A 22,775-nucleotide genomic window follows, 5' to 3' on the forward strand; every position below is an offset into this window, starting at 1 on the left:
GATCCGCCTCGTCCCTGTCCGGGGCGGTGAAACTGTTATAGGGATGGCGCTCCCGTTTTACCGTCACCGGACCATCCTGCCCCATGCTTCAGATCGAAAACCTTGTCTTCAACGCCTGGGGACGACAGTTCTTCAATCGTGCAAGCGCCAACCTGCCCAACCCATCCAAGGTGTCTCTGGTCGGCCGGAACGGCGTCGGGAAATCCACACTTTTCAAACTGATCAAAGGCGAGCTTCAGCCGGATTCCGGTGAAATCGTCATCCCCCGCGCCGCCCGCGTGGCGACCGTGGATCAGGAACACCCCGCCACTCCCATCAGCCTGATCGACACGATCCTCGCGGCTGACACGGAACGCGCGGCCCTCATGGCCGAGCTGGAAACCGCCGATCCGGAGCGGATGGGCGATATCTGGATGCGCCTGATCGAAATCGACGCTGACAGCGCCCCTTCCCGCGCGGCGGAAATTCTCAATGGTCTGGGCTTCTCCACGGCCGATCTCGATCGCCCGATGGCCGAATTCTCCGGCGGCTGGCGGATGCGCGTGGCACTCGCTGCCGCGCTTTTTGCCGAACCTGACCTGCTGCTGCTCGATGAACCGACGAACTATCTCGATCTTGAAGGTGCTCTGTGGCTGGAAGCGCGCCTTGCCCGCTATCCGCATTCCGCACTCATCATCAGCCATGACCGCGAACTGCTGAACAATTCCGTCGATTTCACGCTGCACGTCACGGAAGGCAAGCTGGAACTCTATACCGGCGGCTATGACGATTTCGAGCGCCAGCGTGCCGAGAAAATCCGTCTGCAAAGCGCCACCCGCGCCAAGCAGGAAGCCGAGCGCGCCCATCTGCAGTCCTTCGTGGACCGCTTCAAGGCGTCTGCTGCCAAAGCCGCGCAGGCCCAGAGCCGCGTCAAGCGTCTCGCCAAGCTGGCCCCGATCGAAACCACGATCGAGGCTTCGGTCTCGCCGTTCCTGCTGCCCTCACCCGCCCGTCCTCTCGCGCCGCCACTGATCCGGCTGGAGAATGTGGAAGTCGGCTATGGCGATGATCCGGCCATCCTGCGCGATCTGAACCTCAGGCTGGACGTGGATGACCGTATCGGCCTGCTGGGTGTCAACGGTGCCGGCAAGTCCACTTTTGCGAAAATGATCGCGGGCGCTCTCGAAGTCCGTTCCGGAGAAGTCTCCCGCTCGCCCCGCATCGAGGTGGGCTGGTTCCACCAGCACCAGATCGAGGCGCTCGATCCCGAACAGACCCCGCTCGACATCATGCGCGAGGCCCGTCCGACGGACAGCGACCAGTCCCACCGCTCCCGTCTGGCGCAGTTCGGCATCCATTTCGAAAAGCAGGGCACCAAGGTCGAGGCGCTCTCCGGTGGCGAGCGCGCGCGCCTGCTCCTGAACATGGTCGCCATGGCTGCCCCGCATCTGCTGATCCTCGATGAGCCGACCAACCATCTGGACATCGACAGCCGCCGCGCCCTGCTGGACGCCCTGAACAATTACGAAGGCGCCGTCATCCTCATCACCCATGACCGCTCGCTGATGGAACTGGTCGCGGACCGGCTGTGGCTGGCAGCAGACAACCAGATCGTCCCCTTCGATGGCGACATGGACGATTACGCAAAATTTGTTATCGAGCGTGCCCGGGGCGGAACATCTGCGCCGTCTCAGAGCGCGGCAAAGGAAAAGCGTTCAAAAGGCAAGAAAAAGAAGGCCAAATAAGAAAATAGCGGAATCTTTATCAAGACTGTCTGTATTTGAACAATTTTATCCGCGCGCCCCATTTCTCGCATAGCAAAGTGAATTATGGGGCATAGAAGGCTGAACATACTCTTAACAGGCGTGATAATTTGGCATTCCATCACATAAATAATATGTAATTTTGATTCTTTTTGAGATGAATCAATTTTCAAACTTCCGTGAAAGCGTAAGTTTCTGCCTTACGGACAGTTTCTGATGGCATGATCAGCATGCCTTTGCAGAGACTGGCAGAATTCCTTGAATGGACTTTAGGAAGGGCGGAATGTGTCTCCTTTTGGTGGCCTGACAATCGCGGGAAATCGCTTACCCAGACGATACAGACTGCTACTGGGCGCCGTATTCTTCATCGGCTCCCCCGTTACGGCATTTGCACAGAGCGCTGACGATCAGGAACTGGCCGCAATCAAGGCCGAAATGCGGATGCTTGAAGGCCGCCTTCAGGCTATCGAGCAACGCCGCCATGCCGCCACGGCGTCACAGACAGCCCACTCGGCTCCTGCAAAATCATCCGTCATCCACAAGTCTGCGCCGAAAGTTGAAACGGCACGCGTCGGTGCGGCACCGCACACTTCAGGCAGGAATGCCCCCGTTTACCCTGCTGCATCTGCTGGCAGCGGGATCATGCCGGTCTCAACCGCTGGCTTTGCTCCTGCTGCTGTTTCCGGAGGCGACGCAACCGTTCCTTCAGCTCCGGCTCCAGCAGCCACAGAGGTTCACCAGACGCCGCCCCCGCTTTTCCAGTGGCTGGGCAATCAGCGTAATGAAGCGCACCGGACGTCCATTGACCTGTCATCATCCAGTCCGCTCGCGATTACCCAGACCGAAGTGGACCATCTTCCGCCCATTTTCCAGATCGGCAATCTGACGGTCCGGCTGGGCGGATTTGTTGACTTCTCCAACATCTGGCGAAGCTCGAACATGACGAGTGGACCTGCGACGGCCTGGAACAATTTTCCCTACGCCAACAGTCCCAATCACGGGCTGAGCGAAGAACGTTTCTCGGCACAGCTCACGCGTTTCTCCACGCTTCTGGAAGCCAATCCGACCAAATCCGTTCGTCTTCAGGCTTATGTTGAAAGCGATTTTGGTGGGTCTGGCGGCACCACCAACAGCGTGCAGATCAATGGCTATACGCCCCGTCTGCGGCAGGGATATTTCACGTTCACGGAGAAGAACTGGGGACTGCACGTCCTCATGGGCCAGGCCTGGAGCCTGACAACCAATTACGCCAAGGGCGTCATTCCCCGTCAGGAACAGCTTCCTGCCGTGACGGATAACAACCAGATCCCGGGCATCACCTTCACCCGCGTGCCTCAGATCCGCATCGCCAAGGACTGGGACAGGAAATACTGGATCGCGCTGTCGATCGAAGATCCCCAGGCGACGGTTGGCTTCTCTGACGCGCTCAGTTCCGGCGGAACCCTGCCCGCCAGTTACGGACGTCTGGCCGGGCCTCGGGTCTATTACGCCAATAGCGGTGGTGTCCTGCTGAACCCGAATACACAGTACAGCTACAATCCGGCGCCTGACATCGTGCTCAAAACGGCGGTTGATACGTCATTTGGCCATTATGAAGTCTTCGGTCTGGCCCGCTGGTTCCGCGGTCTCGTGCAGCCGGCTGGCGAAAACCATACCCACAAAAGCACCCAGTTTGGTGGTGGCGTGGGGGCTGGCATGACCGTGCCGCTTGGGACTGACAAGCTTCAGCTGACCGGAAACGTACTTGCCGGTCAGGGTGTCGGGCGCTATGGGCCCAGCCTCATTCCCGATACGACGTTTGATCACAACGGCAATCCCAGCCCTGTTCCGGAAATCATGGGCTCGCTTGGGCTCGTCGGGCATCCGGCGAAATCCGTGCTGCTTTATACCTATGGCGGTGTGGAGAGCGCGGGACGTCGTACCTATCTGGGCGCCGATGGCTTCCAGCATGGCTATGGCGCAACAGACCTGAACCTGTCCGGCTGTGAATACGAGTTCGGAACATGTTCCGCCCAGACAAGAACACTCGCCTCCCTGACAACAGGCGGCTGGTGGCACTTTCTGGACGGCCATTACGGCAGCGTCATGGGCGGGCTTCAGTATACGTACATCCGTAAGTTCGCCTTCAAGGGCAATGACGGCGCAGATCATGCCGTCGATCCCACGACTTATGGACATACGGTGTATGTGACCTTCCGTTATTATCCCTTCCAGCAATAATATCTGATGAAACATTCAGATTACCTGAAAAATCATTCCATCGAACGGACAACTATCCTTTCAAGACTTTTGCGCCCTCACAGTCATGGTTCCCGGTCTGACAGGCCATCCATGACATACTGGAGAATTTCATGTCTGGCACAACAACACAGGCGCCTCCCAAGCCCCTGAATCCTTCACCGTCGCAACCACAGAAACTTCAGCCGCTTTATGTGCTGTCCTGGTTCCTGTGCGCGCTGTTCTATTTCTATCAGTATGCCATCCGTTCCGCTCCCGGCATCATGCAGGATGAGCTGACGCAGGCCTGGGGCAACAGCCATCTCGGCCTGATGATCGCGTCCTATTACATTGTCTATGCGCTGATGGCCCTTGCCGTGGGCGTGCTCCTGGACCGCTATGGCGCCCATGCCATCATGCCAATGTTCATTGCCATCACGGGCGTCGGCTGTCTGATCTTCGGCCAGGGCAGCCTGGTTGCGGGTATTGGCGGCTACATCATTCAGGGTATTGGCGCGATCTGTGCGTTCGTTGGTGCATCCTATGTTGCCGCGCGCTATCTTCCAGCCCGGACGCTGGCGCTTTTCGTCGGTCTGACGCAGTGCATGGGTATGGCTGGAGCCGCCTTTGGCTCCAAGCCGACGCGCATCCTGATTGATCCGCATGGTTCCTTCCATATCCCCTGGCAGTCGGTCTGGCTGGGCTTTGGTGTCATCGGGCTTCTGCTGGCCGTGGCGGTCTTCTTCGTCATGCCGCGTGATACGGGCGACAGTGCCCAGCATCATGGCGATTTCTCCGTGGCCAATCTGCTTCGTCCCTTCAAGATCATCTTCTCCAACCCGCAGAGCTGGATTGCCGGTCTTGCCGGTGGTCTGCTCTTCGTGCCGACTACGATCGGGGCGCTGGGTTGGGGTGCGCTCATGCTCAGCAAGGGCGAACACACGACGATGGGCTTTGCCGCCACGGACGTCTCAATGGTCCCCATTGGCTGGGTCATCGGCTGCCCGCTTCTGGGCTGGATTTCCGATAAGATCGGCCGTCGCAAGCCTGTCCTGATCGGTGGTGCAATGGTGCTGCTGGCGGCATCCCTCTGCGCGCTCTATGTCCCGGTCGGGGTCCTGCCGCATTACACCGTAGCCCTGGTCATGGGCATTGCTTCCGGCGCTGCCATGATCCCGTTCTCCTCGATGAAGGAAGTTAATCCGCCCGAGGTCAAGGGAACGGCTGCCGGTGTCATGAACTTCCTCGTGTTCGGCACGACCGGCATCATGTCGCCGCTCGTCTCCGCCCTGATGGGCAAGGATGCGCCGGAGACGATGGAACAGTTCCATACTGCCTTCCTGCCGCTGGTCGTCGGTATCGGAATTGCCATTGTGCTCGGCTTCCTGCTCAAGGAAACCGGATGGAAAGTCCGCAAGACGTCCTGATTTTTCCGGACAGTCCGAAAAAGAAAACGGCCCACTCTCGTGGGCCGTTTTTTTATGCGCGTTATTTCGCGGCAGTCTTTTCAAACGCCCCGGCAATCGTCAGCGTCACGTCATCGCCGACATAGGGGACATATTTCTTCACGCCGAAATCGCTGCGATGGATCGTCGCTTCGGCCTGAAAACCGACCGTATAGGCCTTGTCCATCGGGTTGACGCCTGCTCCCACGAAATGGACGTGCAGGACTTCCGGATGGGTGACGCCATGCAGCGTCAGGTTGCCGGTCACCAGAGCCTCATCCGTGCCTGTGCGGCGAACCTGCGTCGAGACGAAGGTCGCATCCGGATATTTCGCGACATCGAACCATTCACTGTTTTTGAGTTCGCCGGTCAGAACCGTGCTGGTGGTTGAAATGGTCGAAACCGGGATGGTCACGTTCAGGTGCGAGGCCTCCGGATGGGCCGTATCAAGCTGAAGCGCGCCGGTGACGCCGGAGATCTGGCCGGAATAATACGTGAAGCCAAAATGCAGCACGGAGAAGCCGATCTGCGTATGGCTGGTCTCCACCGTATAGGCGCCGGACTGCACATCGGCAGGGTTGGCGGCATAAGCCGTGGAAGACAGGAGTGCGAGAGCGAACGCAGCGCCTGCGCTCTTGAGAAGACGTGTTTTCATGATGTCATGGTCTTTCTGGATGAAGTGAATTGAGGACGTCAGCCGAACCGGAAACCGGACAGGGCCTTCCCCATGACGATATCGTTGTAATCGCGATGACCTGCATCGGTTCCCGCGGCTCCGGCGGCGAACATCAACGGCAGGAGATGTTCCGGCTGAGGGTGGCACTCCCTCGCAAACGGGGCGTGCTCCCAGTCCAGCAGGCTCTGTATGCGACGAGCGGGCGGAGCCTCGACCGCCTGCTGAAGCCAGGTATCGAACGCGACGGATTGTGCATCCGACACGGCATCGGGGCGCATCAGATGACGCATGTTGTGGTAAGTCATGCCCGTACCCACAATCAGGATGTTTCCATCCCGCAAAGGCACCAGCATCTCCCCGAGTTTCAGGACCCCTGCGGCATCCAGCGAGCCGGGCAGAGAAATCTCCACCACCGGAATATCCGCATCGGGAAATGCGAGCATGAAGGGAATGAAGACCCCGTGATCAAGTCCGCGCGTGACATTTTCTGTACAGGCCATGCCACGGTCGCGCAGCAGATTACGGATTTTCCCCGCCATAGTCGGCGAGCCCGGCACGGGATATTCCAACTGATAGGTGTGAGGCGGAAAGCCGTAATAATCGTAGATCAGCGACGGATGAGCAGCTGATCCGACGACCATATCCGACGTTTCCCAATGACCGGACATGACCACAATGGCATCCGGACGACGTGCCAGGGAGGGCCCTACAGAACGGAGATAGGCTGCCATGCGATCCCATGTCGTCCCCCACTCCATGAAGAAGCACGGGCCACCTCCATGCGGCAGGAAAAGAACGGGTTGCCGCATAGTGTCCTGATCTTTCAGGGTCATGGTGAGTGCCTCCGTTCCGTGTTATGGGACTGATCTTGCCACCCTCACCCGAAAAGAATAATTCCCTGATCCGGGATAAGATCTGACACCAGGAGTGTGAGGTGGATGCTTGATCGCTTCACGGGTATGCAGGTTTTTGCAAAGGTCGTGGCTCAGGGCAGCTTTTCAGGAGCCGCGCGCTCGCTGGGTCTGTCACAGACGATGGTCACGAAACATATTGCCGCTCTGGAAAGCCGACTGGGGATCTCGCTGTTCCATCGCAGCACGCGCAGGCTGTCTTTGACGGAACCGGGGCGTCTCTTTTTCATCCGCAGTCAGAAAATCCTGACGGATCTGGAAGAGATGGAACAGGAAGTCTCGGCGGAAAACCAGGAGCCGCGCGGGCTTTTGCGCCTGAATGCGCCGGTCTCGTTCGCCATCCGGCATGTCGGGCCGATCCTTCCGGAATTCAGCCGCCGCCATCCCCTCGTCACGGTTGAACTGGGGCTGGATGACCGGAGGATTGATCCGATTACGGAAGGGTGGGATCTGACGTTGCGTATCGGGCGGATGCCATCAAGCGCGCTGCGGTCGCGCCGGCTGGCGCAGGTCGATTTCGTGGTCTGCGCAGCACCGTCCTATCTGGAAGAGTATGGCACACCGCAAACTGTCGCCGAACTCCAGAACCACCGCTGTCTGGGCTATACGCTCGGTGACGAGATCAGCAGCGCGCGCTGGAGCTTTGGTCCGAACGGCGAGCGCACGGTCCCGGTGAGCGGCCCCATGCATGCCAATAACGGAGATATCCTGCGCGAAGCTGCCGTGGCCGGACAGGGCATTATCTATCAGCCGACATTCATCGTTTCGGATGAACTGAAATCAGGTCGGCTGGTTCCGCTGCCGCTTGATGTGCCCGTCATGACGGGGCCGGAACTGCATGCCGTCTATGCTCCGACGCCTCATGTCCCGCTCAAGATCCGGGCGATGATCGATTTCCTGGTTGAACGCTATAGCCCGGTTCCGCCCTGGACGATCTGACGGAACCGGGAAAACTGCTCTTACCGAACCGTTGCCGGAGCGGTTTTCTGGCGGATCGCGGCGAATTCCGAACCGGCCTTCCATTGTGGCCAGTCATGCGAGAAGGCCACGTCATGTCCGACTTTCCACACGGCCCAGACGTCCTGCGCGGCACCACGCACATCCCAGTCCGGGCTCCAGGCATCGCAGGCCTGATGGTAGCAGGCCATGTAGGCCGTCAGCCATTTGCCACCCGCTTCCGTCCCGCCCTTCAGAAGATCGAACTTGCCCGCCATGTCCATGACCGCAAGAACCGGCACGCCCGCCCGTGCGAACGGCAGATGATCCGCGCGATAGAATGCGCCACGCTCGGGCATGGCTTCCGGCTGTGCGGTGCGGCCCTGAAGGGCCACAGCGGCGGCGAACTGTTCCTGAAGCGTGTCCTGCCCCGCCCCGATGATAAAGGCGTTATGCGCAGGCCCTGCCATCTGGAGCACGTCCATCGTCAGATTGGCAGCCGTCTTGTCCAACGGCGCCAGTGGATGGGCGACGTACCAGCCTGATCCCAGCAGACCGCGCTCCTCGCCCGTCCGGGCTGCGAAACGGATGGTTCGGTCAGGCTTCGGTCCGGCCTTGAAGGCGCGGGCGATTTCAAACAGCGCCGCAATCCCGGAGCCATCATCGATCGCGCCGCGACGGATGACGGTATGGCCCTGCGCGTCCGTGCTCTTGCCGTAAGCGTCCCAGTGGGCACCGAACATGACCGTCTCGTCCGGATATTTCGCGCCCGCAATCTTGGCGAGTACATTCTGGCTTTGCAGACGATCGAATGTGACCGGTAGATCGGCTGAGAACGTCGTATGCCTCAGAGTGACGGGACGGAAGCTCTCGGAACGGGCCTTGATGCGCAGGGCCTCAAGATCCAGCCCGGCCTGCTGGAAGAGCGCAGCGGCCGCTTTGCCCTCAAGCCAGCCCTGCACAGGAACGGGGCGGCTTTCAGTGGCAGCATGTTCCACGTCATAGGCTTCACCTCCGGGTGCCACGACCGTGCTCCAGGGGTAGGATGCGGCCGCAGTCTCGTGAATGATCAGGGCAGCAACAGCGCCACGGCGGGCGGCTTCCTCGTATTTGTAGGTCCAGCGGCCGTAATACGTCATGGTCTTGCCGCCGAAGCGACCGGCAACGGGCTCACCGGGAGCCGCATCGAAATCGGGATCGTTGACGAGGAAAACTGCGACCTTGCCTTTGAGGTCTACGCCTTTGAAATCATCCCAGTGGCGCTCCGGCGCATGAATGCCATAGCCCACGAAAACCATCGGAGCGTCTTTGACCCGCAGCCGGTTTTCCGGCAACAGCGTTGCGAGATAGATGTCCTGTAGCTGGATCAGGGGGAGCGTTTTGCCGCCGGTCCGGGCACTGATGGAACCGTTCGCAGCGGTTCTGGTGCGGATCATGGGAACAGTCTGCGTCCATCCGCCATTTTCGCCAGCCGGTTCAAGCCCCAGAGCCTTGTACTGCGCGATCAGCCAGGGAACCGTGACCTTCTCCCCTTCCGTTCCGGGAGCACGCCCCTCGAACCGGTCGGACGCCAGGATCTTCATCGTCTCCGACATGCGCGACGGGCTGATATCAGCGGTCGGTTCGGCATATCCCGTAAGAGGCGCAAACAGATCAGCCGCAAGAAGAGCCGTGAAGAGCAGACTGCGATGGGATGGTGTTTTCTGTTTCATGACGGGACAGTCCTTTCTGTTGCAGCTTCAGGGGTGGAAGACCGGTTCCGGGTTTCCCCTGAGCCTGACGGTCACGACGACAGATGTCCCGCCCCGGAACAAAAAAGTCGGGAAGGAAGAAGCACCCCCTTCCCAACTGTGATTACTTGCCCTGTTCGGAAACAAGTCCACGATGCACCAGCATCGGGGTGATGTCCGGGTCACGGCCATAGAAGGCGCGGAACATCGGGCCGTAATCCATGGTGTGTCCCTTCGAGAGGATCATGTCGCGGAAGCGCTGACCGTTTTCACGTGTCAGACCACCATGATCCTGGAACCAGGAGAACACGTCCTGATCCAGCATTTCCGTCCACAGATAGGCGTAATAGCCGGCGGAATATCCGTTGGACCAGATATGCAGGAAGTAGCTGGAACGATAGCGCGGCGGAACGGCCGAGACGTCCAGCCCCGTGCTGTTCAGCGCATCGCTTTCAAACTTGTCCACGTCCTGACGCGGTGCCGTCGCGGACAGGCTGTGCCATTTCATGTCCAGTTCGGCTGCGGCCACGATCTCACCCAGTGCATAGCCCTGATTGAAGTGTGCGGCCTTGCGGATCTTCTCGACCAGAGCCTTGGGCATCGGAGCGCCGGTCTTGTAGTGCCGGGCGTAATGCGACAGGACCTTCGGATCCAGCGCCCAGTTCTCGTTGAACTGCGAGGGGAACTCCACAAAGTCGCGCGCCACGCTCGTGCCGGACAGCGACGGATAGGTCTGGTCCGCGAACAGTCCGTGCAGGGCATGGCCGAATTCATGGAACATGGTCGTCACGTCGTCGGACGTGATGAGCTGTGGCTGGCCGGGGGCTGCCTTGGTGAAGTTGGCAACGTTGTAGATGACGGGCTTTGTACCAAGCAGCTTGGACTGCCCGACGAAGTTGGACATCCACGCACCGCCGGACTTGTTGTCCCGCTTGAAGTAATCGAAATACATCAGGCCCAGCGGAGAGCCGTCCTTGTCATGGACTTCAAAGACCATGACATCCGGCTGATAGACAGGGATATCCGTCCGCTGCTGGAACGTGATCCCGTAAAGCTGGTTGGCGGCAAAGAAGACGCCATCCGTCAGGACCGTTTTAAGCTCGAAATACGGCTTGATTTCATCCTGATCGAGATTGTACTTCGCGCGGCGCACCTTGTCCGAATAATGCTCCCAGTCCCAGGGCTTCAGGTCGAACTTGCCACCGTCCTTGCGGATGGCCTTCTGAAGAACTTCAGCTTCGCGCTTCTGCTCGGCAACCGTGGCCGGGACGAGCTGCTGCATGAAGTTTTCCGCAGCTTCCGGCGTCTTGGCCATCTGATCGTACAGCGTATAGGCGGCGAAATTCGGATAGCCGAAAAGTGCGGCTTTCTGCGCGCGCAGCTCTGCCAGTTCAGCGATCGTGGCGCGGGTGTCGTTATCGTCGCCCTTCTCGGCGCGGGTCCAGCTCTGTTCGAACAGAGCCTGACGGGTTTCGCGGTCTGTCAGGGACGACAGGGCCGGCTGCTGCGTCGTGTTCTGAAGGGGGATGACCCATTTGCCGGTCAAGCCCCGCTCCTGCGCGGCCTTGGCGGCTGAGGCGATCGTGTTGTCATCCAGACCGGCCAGCGCCTTTTTGCTGTCCACGATCAGGGCACCGTTCTTGGCGCTGGCAATCAGCTTCTGCTCGTACTGGGTCTCAAGATTGGAGAGGCGCGTGTTGATCGCGCGCAGCTTCGTCTTGTCTGTCGCGGAGAGCTGTGCGCCGGCATGGACGAACTGCTGGTAATAGATATCGAGGAGCTGCGCCTGCTCGGGCGTCAGATTGAGCTTTTCGCGGCGGTCATAAAGAGATTTTACGCGGGCGAAGAGCTTCGCGTTCAGATAGACTTCATCTTCATGGGCGGTCAGCCGGGGCGCTTCCTGGCTCTGCACCTTGTCCAGCGTATCGTCGGTGTTGGCCTGATACACGCCATAGAACGTCATCTGCACGCGGTTGAGAGTTTGGCCCGCGCGTTCCATGGCGGCAATGGTGTTGTCGAATGTCGGCGCTGCGCGGTTGTTCGCAATCGCCTTGATCTCACGCAGATGTTCGGTCATTCCATGCTCGAAAGCCGGAGCATAGTCGTTGTCCGTGATCTGGTCGAAGCGGGGCGCCTGATAGGGCAGCGTGCTGGCGGAAAAGAACGGGTTCGCGGAAGCGGCATGCGCTTCAGCGGAAAGGGAAAATGCCGAAACAGCAAGAACTGCGGCAAGCCTGAAATTGAAAGCCATGAAATCGCCTGTAACAAACGTGATGATGCCGAACCGTATGGTGTTCGGGACGTATCGTCAAACGGGTGATTCCCCTTCCCGAAATGCCGGAAAACCAGTCAATTCCCGCTTGACGCCATTTTCTCCTTGGTGCGTGCGAACGCGCCTCCCTAGACCGGCAGGGTGTGTTGACACAGCCGCCTCCCCGGGGCGGTTTTTTCATAGCCGGAGACAACAATGGACTGGACATCGCTGTTCCAGACGATCCTGCCCTATCTGCCTGCGCAGTACGCGGGCGATATTGTTTCAATCATCACATTCCTCATTGCGGCGGCCGCGCTGGCTCTCCGTTTCTGGAAGCCGCCTGCGAGCACGTCGAAACTGCTGCCGCTGTTTCGCATCGTGAGTGCTGTGGCGCAGGCCAGAGGCTGGAATACCAGCGCCTATCAGCCTGGCGCAAAAGCCATCATGGTGCCGATCGGATCATCACGTGCCGAAGAGGCCGCGAAACTGGGCCTGGACACGGTCTCGACACATCCGAAAGCCGGTGAGCCTCCCCGTCGGACAGAGTGATTTTCCGGCAGACGGCAAAGTCTGCCTGAACACAATTTTCATTTTCATATTTCACGGCCGCCTTTGAGCGGCCTTTCTTATTTCCGGAGCCCTATTTGATGCGTAACCGTCTTATTGCCCTGAGCCTCGGCACCGTTCTTCTTGTCTCCACCAGCGCCTGCACCACGACCGGTAGCACGACCACCTTCAACACGCAGGCCCTGAACAATGATGCCGCGGCGATCGCCTACGCGGTTCAGGCCATCGAGAGCATTCCGGATCTGGAAAGCCACCTGTCCGCCACGGACAAGGCCAAATTCGACAATCTGGTGGCTCAGATCAAAAGCGTCACGGCTCAGGTCGCTGCCAATTCGAACGGCTCCATCACGGTGTCCACCGGCAAGGACTGGGCCAAGAGCCTCGGGACGGATCTCCAGACCCTGCTGGCCATCGCAACGCCGATCGTGAAGGTCTATTCGCCGTCTGCCGCGACCTACATGAGCACCGTGCAGGCCATGATCCCGCTGATCGAAGCCCTTGCCGGTGTGACGGCGACCCCGTTTGCAGCCTCCACACAGTCCCCGGAACTCATCCGCGCCCGGATCTATCAGGGCGTCTGACGCTCCCTCTCGTCCAACAGGGGCTGTTCATTGCGAGCCGCTCTTTTTCTGTGTCTTTCTGCCGGAGCTGTCCATGTCCCGATGCCTTGGAAAACGTGCACCCAAGCATGATCTGCGAACCTATCGTCTGGCCCCCATGCTGGCCTCACGCCTTCCCGCCGTTCCACCGCAGAAGGACTGGTCGGAGGGGGTGCCCTATCAGATGTGGGGAAATGACCGGTATGGCTGCTGTGCGTTTGCGGCCCATGCGGCGCTGACGGCGACATGGACCCATGCCGCACAGGGGCTGGTTGTCCTCTCCACGGATATGGTGCTGAACAACTATGCGGCCGTCACTGGCTTTGATCCACAGACAGGCGCGCGCGATAACGGGACGGTCCTGCTGGATGAGCTGAATTTCTGGCTGCGGGACGGGCTGCACCGTCCGGGACAGACGCTGGATTACCTGACCGCCTACGGCTCGATCGACCCACAGGACTGCGACGGGATCCGCCGGGGCATCTGCTATCTCGGCGGCGTTCTTGCGGGGATTCAGGTGCCGCAGGGATTCATGGATCTCCCGCTGGGTGCGACATGGGACTGGAACGCCATTTCCGACCGAACGCCGGTGGGCGGCCATGCAATTGCAGTGACCGGGTACAATCCTGAAGGGCTTTTCTTCAACACCTGGGGCACCCGGACCTTCATGCCCTGGGATACGTTCACGAAGATTGCCGATGAAGCCTACGGGCTGCTTTCGCGCCAGAACTGGCTTGGCATTCCCGGGACGTCGCCAAATGGGGAGGGTTTTGACGCGCTTCTTGCGGAAATGAGGGGTGTATGAGCCTCTGGTTATTTCCCGGTCGTTCTGGAGCTTCTGTGCTGGCGCTGTTTCTTCTCAGTGCATGCTCCGCAGGCTCCCCGTCTCCCGTCACGATCAGCGAAGCCATTTCGGGGATCCAGGCTGATCTGACGAAGACGGGTGTTGTCAGCACGTCCCATATCCAGGACTGGACGCCGGAACAGATCAGCCTGTTCGACACGAACGTCCATGCCCTGCAATGCAGTCAGCATGTTCCGGATCCGGTCGTGGCCATGATTTCGGGTCCGGTCACACTGTCGCTGTCCGGAAGCTTCACATCCTCCGGCAGCTTTTCCGTCAGCAGTTCAGGCGCGATGCCCGTCTTTGGCCTTCAGGCGGATGCAAGCCGGACGAAAGCCCAGACACTGGATCTGCCGATCCAGTTTGCACCGCTGTCTGCGCTGCCTGATGCGGAAATGGCGCGGGAAGTTGGATATGCCGGGGACCTTCTTGCCCAGAGCGATACTGTCCGTCTGGCCGAAGGGACGCGCATCGTGGCCAACCGTGATGCGCTGTCACAGCATGTACGCAAGCTGATCGGCTCCTTTGCCGGATCATGCCCGAAGGAGCCCGTTCATCCTTTTGTCGGCCTTCACCATAAAGTCTAGACGGGTGCTGAGAGGCCCAGCGCCTTCCCTGCGGCCGTGGCAATATCGTGCCTGAGCTGCACGACGCTGTGTCCACCCGAAGGATGGACACGGTTGGTCAGGATCAGCACGTAGCTGTCACTCTCCGGATCAATCCACAGTGAGGTTCCGGTAAAGCCCGTATGGCCAAAGGACCGGCGGGAAAACACATTGCCTCTCGGGGATGAGTAATGGGTATCAATATCCCAGCCGAACCCGCGAAGCTCCGTTTTTCCCGTCGGCTGCTGCGGCGTGGTCATGAGCAGCAAGGTATCCTGTCGCAGCGGGAAGCGGCTTGGACGTCCCTTGAGCCGGTCAAGGAGAGCCTGCGCATAGAGCGTCATGTCCCGTGCATCCGAGAACAGCCCGGCATGACCGGCCACGCCACCCATTCTCCGCGCCGTCGGATCATGCACTACGCCCCGCAACATGTTTCCCTGCTCGTCATACTGCGTCGGGGCAATGAGGGGACGCAGGCTGGCCGCCGGAAGATAGCCGGATTCCGTCATACCCAGTGGCTCAAGAATATTGATCCGGACATACTGGTCGAGCGGCAGGCCTCCCAGTTTCTCGACCAGAAGCCCCAGCATAATGTAATTGATGTCACTATAGACGAATTTCGCGCCCGGCGGATTGATCAGCGGAGACGTCATGGCGCGTTTCACGCCCTCGGCCTTGCCGGTCCAGGGATCGGTCAAAGGGACGTCTGGCGGCAGGCCGGAATAATGGGTCAGAAGCAGGCGGACTGAAATGTCCCCCTTCCCGTTGCAGGCAAACTCCGGGAAGTACTGGCTAACCCTATCATCGACCCGCAGTTTCTGCTGCTCGACCAGTTGCATGACTGCCAGTGCCGTCATAGTGGGCTTGGTCAGGGAAGCCATATCGAAACGGGTGTCCCATGTCAGCGGCACGGGCGCCGGAACCAGGGCCCGCTTTCCGTAGACGAACCGGTGCATGATCTGCTGGTCATGACCGATGGCGACGACAGCGCCCGGCGCTTCCCCTTTCCGGATGGCATCACGGACCAGACCGTCCACCTCGTCGAACCGCCCCCCTGATCGGGCACAGGCGGCGACCTGCGTGACGCATAGGGTCGCGCCTCCAAGCAGAAAACGGCGTCTCTGCAGAAAAGAATGTTGCTTCATCGGGGGCATGTTCGACACAGTCATCACTTCATCCTGACCCTGATTCTCTTTTTCAGAAGACTAACTGTTTTTTCCGGACGCGCAACAGATTGCCCTCCCGATCCACTGGTCATGGTTTCAGGCAAATTTCTCCTGTATGAACACCCCTTCCCCATATCGGTAGGTCTTCAGTGAGAGTGCTGTCATTTGCCTGAAAAGCGTCTGATCCCGGGACCATCCAGAAACAGGTTTCCGGCCTATGCCCTTTCACTGATATTTGGTCTGTTCCAGGCTCTGGGATGCTTTCCGCTATCACTGATTCAGGGGCGTATTCCCGCCGCCGTACAGGATGGTCGTGACGATTTCTTCCAGCATATCATTGGCCAGATCTATTATCTGCAACAGGGATGGCACTGGCCGCTCCTGACGGCCTGGCGGCTTGATGCACCGGCCGGCACCAATATCGCCATGACGGACAGTATCCCGCTGGAAGCCCTGCTTCTGAAGCTTGCCCATCCGCTTTTCCCGGACATGCTGCAGGGCGTGACGCTCTATCTGGCGCTTTGCTGGACGCTTCAACCCGTCTGCGCTGTGTTTGCCTTACGATCGCTGGGCGAAAAACGACTGCTTCCCGCACTTGCGGTGGCCGTTTTCAGCGCGTGCTTTCCGACCTTCCTCGTCAGACTGGGTCATGCCGCGCTGTGTGGTCACTGGATCCTGCTTCTGGCGATCGGGCTTTATTTCAGGGCGACACGACCCGGTGCGAGCGCCAAAGCAGTGTGGATACTGGCTGTTCTGACCACCCTGACCCTGCTGGTGCATCCCTACCTCATGGTCATGACAGGTGCCATCCTCGGAGCCGTTCCCCTGACACTGTTTCTGCGGAACAGAAACTGGAAGACCAGTGCACCGTCCCTGATCGCCACCATTGCTTCCGGATCAGGCATCATCCTCCTTGGCTCTGTTCTTGGTTACTGGGGCGGGGCAAGCGATGGCGGGTACGGGTTCTATTCCATGAACCTCGCCTCTCCCTTTTGGCCGATCCATTCCAGCCTTTTCCCTTCCCTTCCACAGACATGGGCGGAGGCAACCGGGGGGCAATATGAAGGATACCAGTATCTTGGCGCCGGTGTCCTGCTGCTGCTTGCGATGGTTCTGCCCAGCCGCAAGGGGATTGCGCTTCTTGCCAGGCTCCCAGAGCAGCATGCCGGTCTTCTTCTTGCCTGTCTGGCACTGACCGTCATTGCCGTGTCAAACCGGGTCTATCTCTTTCATGTCCCGGTTCTACTGACACATTTCAAAGTCCCCGGAGCAGAACAGATGCGCTCTTCAGGCCGGATGTTCTGGCCGGTTGCGTATCTGATCATGCTCGGATCCGTTTATGGTCTGTGCCGCGCCTGGCCACGAGCCTGGCCTCTCGTCCTGCTCGCAGGAATTGCACTTCAGTGGCAGGACACACATGGAGTCCGCGTCGGCGATCACAGGAAAGAACTGGCATTCCTTGCACCTGCAACCCGCGAAGATGACCAGCTTTTTTCGCTGATGCGACCTTTTGACAGGATCGAGATTTATCCGCGGCTGGAATGCGACGCTACGGACGCCCCTCAGGTCATGCGCTTTCTTTACGCAGCGGCGCAACAGAACGCATTGACCAACACGATGTATACGGCAAGGACAACGCCGGAAACGGCCTGCCATCCCCGGGCAGAGCATCCTCATCCGCTGGATCAGCGGACCCTTGTTATCCTGACTGGAATGTCACAGCGGGTCCAGGCACTCCGCTGGACACATCTGCAACATGCGCAGTGTGGTGTCAGCGGCAGCGTCACATTCTGCGTCTCGCCCGATACTCCGCTTCCTTCGGTCCTATCGCCTTTGATGGAACCTGCCATCATCCCCATTGATCGGGATGTCATGACGGCAGGGGCACAGGTAATGAATGAAGAAATCCTGAAAAGCGGATGGTCCACGCCGGAAAGCTGGGGGGTGTGGAGTGAGACGCCAGCCCCCTCACTCTATTTCTATCTACCAGCGGATGTTCACACGGCGAAGCTTGTCCTGAAATTGCGCTCCACACCCGGCGTGCCGCAGCGGGTGGGCGTTTTCCAGAATGGAACACAGATCACCGAATGGAATGTCCAGCCCGGTGATGCAGAGTATGAAGCCAGCCTTACGGTATCCCCTGAAACTCACGCTGCTGACTTGCAACTGCAGATCAGTAACCCGGTGCATATCGGGCAGGATCCGCGCCTTCTTGGAATTGGGCTTCTTCAGTTCAGGGTCCACAAACTGAACTGAAATTGCGTTTCATGCGACGCTGAGGCTGTTGTTTTTTCAGTACGTCCGGCGCAGCACATAAATCGGTCTCTGTTTCGTCTCCATATAGATCCGGCCGATATATTCGCCCAGCATGCCGATACTAATAATCTGCACGCTGCTGAAAAAGATGATTGCAACAAACAGGGATGAATAACCCGGCACGGGGTTGCCCCAGACAATCGTCCGGAACACGATGAAAACTGCATAGAGAATGGCGATCAGCGCACCGATCGTTCCCAGATAGGTCCATAGCCGAATGGGCACGGACGAAAAGCTGGTGAAGCCCTCAAGTGCGAAATTCCACAGGGAGTAACCCGAGAATTTCGTCATGCCTGCTGCTCTCGGAGCCCGGACATAGTCGATGGTGACTGTCCGGAACCCCACCCACGCAAACAACCCCTTCATGAAGCGCTGACGCTCGGGCAATCTTTTGAGAGCCTCCACGACGCATCGGTCCATCAGCCGGAAATCTCCGACATTTTCGGGGATCTGGATATGGGCAAGCCAGTTATGCAGCGAATAGAACCATGATGCCGTCTTGCGCTTGAGCATACTGTCAGTGGCCCGGTCGATCCGTTTTCCCAGCACGACCTCTGCACCATCGCGCCAGAGCTGCACCATCTGCGGGATGATTTCGGGCGGGTCCTGCAAATCGGCGTCGATGATAATAACGGCATCCCCGGTCGCGGCATCGAGGCCTGCAGTCAGCGCCGCTTCCTTGCCGAAATTGCGTGACAGTTCCAGCACTCTGAAACGTCTGTCGGTTTTTGAAAGTGCAATCAGTTCACGCAGGGTCCCGTCGCTGCTGCCGTCATCCACACAGATGATTTCCCAGCCCGCATCGGGAACTCCCTCAAGGAATGGCAGAATACTGCCCACGAAATAGCCGATGGCAGCTTCTTCGTTATAAAACGGGACGATCAGGGAGAACTGGCTGGTCATACAGATTTTCTGGTTCCAAATCGTAACACTGCGATCATATCAGAAACGGGCGGGTGACATGCAGTCATCACTTCTAGAAAAGAACCCAGGCGCGATTATGGTGCACCGGTTGTCCAGACGCTCATAAGCATTGATCTTTTGCCCCCAGCCGATAAGGTGCCGTTTCAGGGTGGCCCGATGGGTTCCATCCGAACCCGTTCGCAACCCCCAGCCAGTTGTTTTCAGGTGTCACGTCCTGCCAGTCTTTCCGCTCTTTTGCAGCATCAGGAAATGTCAGGACCCGAAATGCAGAGTTCATGACAGACAGGACCGAGACGGGATCACCAGCCAGGCAGTCAGGAAACGACCGGACACCCCAATGGCATCTGCAGGGTGAGCAGAACGCGCCCGTCATGGTTCTGAGCGGAACATGGCAGGCCCGGACCGGCAATATTCCGGTCTTTCCGAAAGACGGTCTGAAAAAGGCTCCGGGCGCCCATCTCTCGTTCCAGACATCCGACGTTCAGGGCTGGGATACCGGGCTGATCGCTTTTCTGTGGGATCTCAAGCGCGTCGCCCATGACGCTGGCATCAGTCTGGACATGCAGACGCTTCCGGGGCCGATGCGGCAGCTTCTGGAACTTCTGCCCGAGGCGCCTGACGAACCTGTCCATCACAAGAAACTCCGCCAACCGCTTCTGGAGATCATCGGGAGCCACACCATCGCGTCCGTGACCGAGGTTGGCGTGGTGTCCGAACTCGGCGCCCTGACAGTAAAAGGCGCAGTCCAGACCGTTCTCGGTCGCAGCCGGATGCGCCTGGTCGATCTTCTGTCCAATACCGCCGATGCAGGCCCTTATGCCCTGCTCATCGTAGGGGTCGTCAATTTTCTGATCGGTGCCATCTTGGCATTTGTCGGTGCCGTCGAACTCCAGAAGTTTGCGGCTGGCATCTACGTCGCAAGCCTTGTGGGGATTGCGATGGTGCGCGAGATGGCCGCCGTCATGACCGCCATCATCATGGCCGGACGAACAGGTGGCGCCTATGCCGCACGGATTTCCACCATGCAGGGCAACGAGGAAATCGATGCCCTGAACGTCTTTGGCATCCCGACTTCGACTTACCTGATCCTGCCGGCGGTCCTCTCGCTCATCATCACGATGCCCTTCCTGTACCTCTATGGGTGCCTCATCGGCATGCTGGGTGGGTTCGTCGTGGCCATTTCCATGCTCGACATCACGCCGGCAGGGTATTTCCATCAGACCGTGACCGCCTTCGGGATCGGCCAGTTCATTTTCGGATTTACCAAAAGTCTCGTTTTCGGCGCCTTCATCGGACTGACAAGCTGCCGGATCGGCCTCAAGGCCGGACGCTCGGCCGCAGATGTCGGCATCGCTGCAACCCGCGCCGTTGTGGTCGGCATCGTGGGCGTCATTGCGATTGATGCCATTTTCGCCGTCATCGCCGATGTGCTGGGGATCTGACAGACATGCCTGACCAGATCGTGCTTTCCCTGCGCGACATCACGCTCTCCTTCGGCCCGAAGGTCATCCAGAAGAATATTTCCCTAGACGTCCGCAAAGGCAGCATCTTTGCTGTCATGGGCGGATCAGGCTGCGGCAAGAGCACGCTCCTCAAGAGCATGATCGGCCTGCTGCGTCCCTCGGCGGGCGAATATCACGTCGGTGACGAGAACTACTGGGCCGGAAACGAAGCGCACCGCACGGATCTGAACCACCGCTTCGGCGTGCTGTTCCAGAGTGGTGCGCTGTGGAGTTCCATGACGATCGGCGAGAACATCGCCCTGCCGCTCCAGATGTTCACGGACCTCAAACCCGATGTCATCCGCAGGCTCGTGGAACTGAAATTGGGTTTCGTCGGCATGTTGCAGGCGATTGACCTCTATCCGTCGGAAATCAGCGGCGGGATGCGCAAACGCGCCGGTCTGGCCCGTGCCCTGGCACTCGATCCGGACATCCTGTTTTTCGACGAGCCCTCGGCTGGCCTTGATCCGATCACCTCCGCCCGGCTTGATGACCTGATCCTGAACCTGCGGGACGGGCTTGGCGCGACGATCATCATCGTAAGCCATGAACTGTCGAGCCTATTCCACATCGCGGATGATGGCATCTTTCTGGACGCCAAAACGAAAACCCCGATCGCCCACGGCTCACCCCGTGATCTGCGCGATCACTGTACCGATCCACAGGTGCATGCCTTCATGCACCGTGAACGCGACGAAGAAGGAAACACGTGATGAACAGGCAGGCTCTTGTCGGCGCTTTCGTCCTTGGGGGGACGGGCCTGATTGTCGCGGCATTCGTCCTGTTCGGCAATTTTCATCCTTTTTCCCGGACGGAAAAGGCCGTTCTGGTATTCCATGGCGCCTCGTCCGGTCTGGCCGTGGGGTCTCCAGTGACATTCCGGGGCGTTCAGGTCGGCGCCGTGGACCGCGTCGTCATCGAATATAATCCGACGACGAAAGACGCCTATATTCCGGTCTTCGTCACGATGCGGCCGGATAACATCGTCCTGACGAACAGCAGCCTTCATCATCGCCCGAGCATGGAAGATCTCGTCAAGCAGGGCCTGCGTGGTGAGATGAACCTCAAGAGCTTCGTCACCGGCACATCCGAAATCAATCTGGATTTTGCCCCTAACACGCCCGCGGTTCTGCATCCCGAAATTGCCCACATCACGGAAATCCCGACCAAGCAGTCCACGATCGAGGCCATGACCAAGAGCCTTCAGGACCTTCCCCTGAAGCAGATTGGCGAAAACGCAGATGCCACCCTGGCCTCTGTGCGCCGGCTGTCGGACCAGCTCGACCGGGATCTGCCGGCACTGGTGCAGAGCATCCACGAAACCTCGGATCACAGCCGTGACATGGTCGATGCCGCCCGCAAGATGGTGACGGATCTGGAGCCTACGCTAACCCGCACGCTCGTCAGTGTGGACCAACTGGCCAGCACCGGGACGAACCAGCTTGATGCACGCGGCCGCGAGCTGCACGCGGTCCTGCTGAACAGCAACGCCGCCGTTCAGCAGGCCACAAAAAGCCTCGCCAATCTCGAAAGCATGACCTCTCCGCGCTCTAACGACCGCGCCAATCTTGAAGCGAGCCTGCGGGACATTGCCGCGGCCGCCTCTGCCCTGCGCGGGTTCGCAACGGATGTCGAACGCAATCCGCAGCTTCTCCTGACAGGACGGCGCCCATGAACCGACAGTTCCGCCTCCCCCAGATTTTTCCGGAGATCCGCCCCGTGACACGGTTCATGACACGATCCGCAGCTCCCTTCGCTCTGCTGGCCCTGGCCGCCCTGTCAGGCTGCGCTGCCCCGCCCATGCAGTTCTATACGCTCGGGGCACCGGCCATTGCACAGATGAATGCTGCGCTTCCAGCCACGGCGCCGGTTCTGGACGTGTCGCATGTGACACTGCCGGATTATCTGGACAATCAGGACATTCTGACCCGTCATGGCGACCAGTTGGACCGCAGTCCCAACGGGCGCTGGGGAAGCAGACTGTCACAGGGTGTGACGGACCTTCTGGCGGCTCATCTGGGGCGGGACTGGTCCAGCTATATCGTGACCACACAACCGCTTGCCGAGACGCCAGCCTTGCGCCTTGCAGTCAATATCAGCCGGCTGGACCTCAACAGCAGCGGTCAGGGCGCGCTGGAGGCTGACTGGGCGGTGATCCCTTCCGATGAGCATCAGCCTGTCCTGCGCAGCCGGGATTCTTTCACGGCACAGGGCAGCATCGCGACGGATGCCGGCAAGGTCACCCTGACGCGTGCCCTTGTCGAACAACTTGCGGCACGGATTGCCAGCACGCCTCCGCGTCCCTGAAAGACAGACCCTTCCACCAAGGCAATGATCGTCC

The 22,775-nt window shown here is 59.2% G+C and carries 19 protein-coding genes; 13 read left to right on the forward strand and 6 right to left on the reverse strand.

The genetic code is table 11. The features are described 5' to 3' along the window. Positions 1 to 83 precede the first annotated feature (83 nt). The 3 genes from ACJ2A4_RS02525 (at position 84) to ACJ2A4_RS02535 (ending at position 5,386) form a co-directional block, all read left to right on the forward strand. Positions 84 to 1,724, forward strand: coding sequence for an ABC-F family ATP-binding cassette domain-containing protein (locus tag ACJ2A4_RS02525; RefSeq protein WP_408873483.1), 1,641 nt, complete (start codon positions 84 to 86; stop codon positions 1,722 to 1,724). A gap of 303 nt (positions 1,725 to 2,027) precedes the next feature. After that, on the forward strand, positions 2,028 to 3,962 hold the full coding sequence (locus ACJ2A4_RS02530; RefSeq protein WP_408873484.1) for a hypothetical protein: 1,935 nt from the start codon (positions 2,028 to 2,030) through the stop codon (positions 3,960 to 3,962). Between the two features lie 131 nt (positions 3,963 to 4,093). Beyond that, a complete protein-coding gene (locus ACJ2A4_RS02535) occupies positions 4,094 to 5,386 on the forward strand; it encodes an MFS transporter (RefSeq protein ID WP_408873485.1) in 1,293 nt (430 codons plus the stop codon). 61 nt (positions 5,387 to 5,447) lie between these two features. Here the strand turns inward: ACJ2A4_RS02535 and ACJ2A4_RS02540 are convergent, their stop codons facing one another. Next, complete coding sequence (locus ACJ2A4_RS02540; RefSeq protein ID WP_408873486.1) at positions 5,448 to 6,059, reverse strand: YceI family protein; 612 nt, start codon at positions 6,057 to 6,059, stop codon at positions 5,448 to 5,450. A gap of 38 nt (positions 6,060 to 6,097) precedes the next feature. Beyond that, positions 6,098 to 6,913: a DODA-type extradiol aromatic ring-opening family dioxygenase gene (locus ACJ2A4_RS02545; protein WP_408873487.1), complete on the reverse strand. Its 816-nt coding sequence runs from the start codon at positions 6,911 to 6,913 to the stop codon at positions 6,098 to 6,100. Positions 6,914 to 7,018: 105 nt separating this feature from the next. On the opposite strand from ACJ2A4_RS02545, the gene ACJ2A4_RS02550 reads away from it, so the two are divergent. Further along, positions 7,019 to 7,930 (forward strand): LysR family transcriptional regulator, encoded by a 912-nt coding sequence (locus ACJ2A4_RS02550; protein ID WP_408873488.1) that lies wholly within the window; start codon positions 7,019 to 7,021, stop codon positions 7,928 to 7,930. A 20-nt stretch (positions 7,931 to 7,950) separates the two neighbouring features. Here the strand turns inward: ACJ2A4_RS02550 and ACJ2A4_RS02555 are convergent, their stop codons facing one another. Continuing rightward, positions 7,951 to 9,639 carry a M28 family metallopeptidase gene (locus ACJ2A4_RS02555; RefSeq protein ID WP_408873489.1) on the reverse strand — a complete coding sequence of 563 codons (1,689 nt, stop codon included), beginning with the start codon at positions 9,637 to 9,639 and terminating at the stop codon, positions 7,951 to 7,953. 142 nt (positions 9,640 to 9,781) lie between these two features. Continuing rightward, entirely contained in the window at positions 9,782 to 11,908 is a 2,127-nt protein-coding gene (locus ACJ2A4_RS02560; RefSeq protein WP_408873490.1) for a M3 family metallopeptidase, read from the reverse strand. A 216-nt stretch (positions 11,909 to 12,124) separates the two neighbouring features. Here ACJ2A4_RS02560 and ACJ2A4_RS02565 point away from each other — a divergent pair, with 216 nt between their 5' ends. The 4 genes from ACJ2A4_RS02565 to ACJ2A4_RS02580 all read left to right on the forward strand — a co-directional run bounded on the left by ACJ2A4_RS02565 (position 12,125) and on the right by ACJ2A4_RS02580 (position 14,508). Beyond that, positions 12,125 to 12,460 carry a hypothetical protein gene (locus ACJ2A4_RS02565; protein WP_408873491.1) on the forward strand — a complete coding sequence of 112 codons (336 nt, stop codon included), beginning with the start codon at positions 12,125 to 12,127 and terminating at the stop codon, positions 12,458 to 12,460. Between the two features lie 98 nt (positions 12,461 to 12,558). After that, positions 12,559 to 13,059, forward strand: coding sequence for a hypothetical protein (locus ACJ2A4_RS02570; protein ID WP_408873492.1), 501 nt, complete (start codon positions 12,559 to 12,561; stop codon positions 13,057 to 13,059). Positions 13,060 to 13,132: 73 nt separating this feature from the next. Continuing rightward, complete coding sequence (locus ACJ2A4_RS02575; protein ID WP_408873493.1) at positions 13,133 to 13,882, forward strand: hypothetical protein; 750 nt, start codon at positions 13,133 to 13,135, stop codon at positions 13,880 to 13,882. A 35-nt stretch (positions 13,883 to 13,917) separates the two neighbouring features. After that, positions 13,918 to 14,508 (forward strand): hypothetical protein, encoded by a 591-nt coding sequence (locus ACJ2A4_RS02580; RefSeq protein WP_408873494.1) that lies wholly within the window; start codon positions 13,918 to 13,920, stop codon positions 14,506 to 14,508. On the opposite strand, the gene ACJ2A4_RS02585 is transcribed toward ACJ2A4_RS02580, so the two are convergent. Beyond that, positions 14,505 to 15,671 carry a serine hydrolase domain-containing protein gene (locus tag ACJ2A4_RS02585; RefSeq protein ID WP_408873495.1) on the reverse strand — a complete coding sequence of 389 codons (1,167 nt, stop codon included), beginning with the start codon at positions 15,669 to 15,671 and terminating at the stop codon, positions 14,505 to 14,507. The two genes, ACJ2A4_RS02580 and ACJ2A4_RS02585, sit on opposite strands and share 4 nt — an antisense overlap. 186 nt (positions 15,672 to 15,857) lie before the next feature. Here ACJ2A4_RS02585 and ACJ2A4_RS02590 point away from each other — a divergent pair, with 186 nt between their 5' ends. Then, on the forward strand, positions 15,858 to 17,948 hold the full coding sequence (locus tag ACJ2A4_RS02590; RefSeq protein ID WP_408873496.1) for a DUF6311 domain-containing protein: 2,091 nt from the start codon (positions 15,858 to 15,860) through the stop codon (positions 17,946 to 17,948). A gap of 36 nt (positions 17,949 to 17,984) precedes the next feature. Here ACJ2A4_RS02590 and ACJ2A4_RS02595 read toward each other — a convergent pair whose 3' ends face one another. Next, positions 17,985 to 18,911 carry a glycosyltransferase family 2 protein gene (locus ACJ2A4_RS02595; RefSeq protein ID WP_408873497.1) on the reverse strand — a complete coding sequence of 309 codons (927 nt, stop codon included), beginning with the start codon at positions 18,909 to 18,911 and terminating at the stop codon, positions 17,985 to 17,987. Positions 18,912 to 19,207: 296 nt separating this feature from the next. On the opposite strand from ACJ2A4_RS02595, the gene ACJ2A4_RS02600 reads away from it, so the two are divergent. From ACJ2A4_RS02600 to ACJ2A4_RS02615, 4 genes are read left to right on the forward strand one after another with little or no spacing between them, the layout of a single operon-like run. Beyond that, positions 19,208 to 20,374 (forward strand): MlaE family ABC transporter permease, encoded by a 1,167-nt coding sequence (locus ACJ2A4_RS02600; RefSeq protein WP_408873498.1) that lies wholly within the window; start codon positions 19,208 to 19,210, stop codon positions 20,372 to 20,374. Between the two features lie 5 nt (positions 20,375 to 20,379). Further along, on the forward strand, positions 20,380 to 21,147 hold the full coding sequence (locus ACJ2A4_RS02605) for an ABC transporter ATP-binding protein (RefSeq protein ID WP_408873499.1): 768 nt from the start codon (positions 20,380 to 20,382) through the stop codon (positions 21,145 to 21,147). Next, complete coding sequence (locus ACJ2A4_RS02610) at positions 21,147 to 22,109, forward strand: MlaD family protein (protein ID WP_408873500.1); 963 nt, start codon at positions 21,147 to 21,149, stop codon at positions 22,107 to 22,109. The genes ACJ2A4_RS02605 and ACJ2A4_RS02610 overlap by 1 nt, the downstream gene beginning before the upstream one ends. A 56-nt stretch (positions 22,110 to 22,165) precedes the next feature. Further along, positions 22,166 to 22,741 carry a membrane integrity-associated transporter subunit PqiC gene (locus ACJ2A4_RS02615; RefSeq protein WP_408873501.1) on the forward strand — a complete coding sequence of 192 codons (576 nt, stop codon included), beginning with the start codon at positions 22,166 to 22,168 and terminating at the stop codon, positions 22,739 to 22,741. Positions 22,742 to 22,775 lie beyond the last annotated feature (34 nt).

The sequence above is a fragment of the Gluconobacter roseus genome, assembly GCF_046058915.1.
GTDB lineage: Bacteria > Pseudomonadota > Alphaproteobacteria > Acetobacterales > Acetobacteraceae > Gluconobacter > Gluconobacter roseus_A.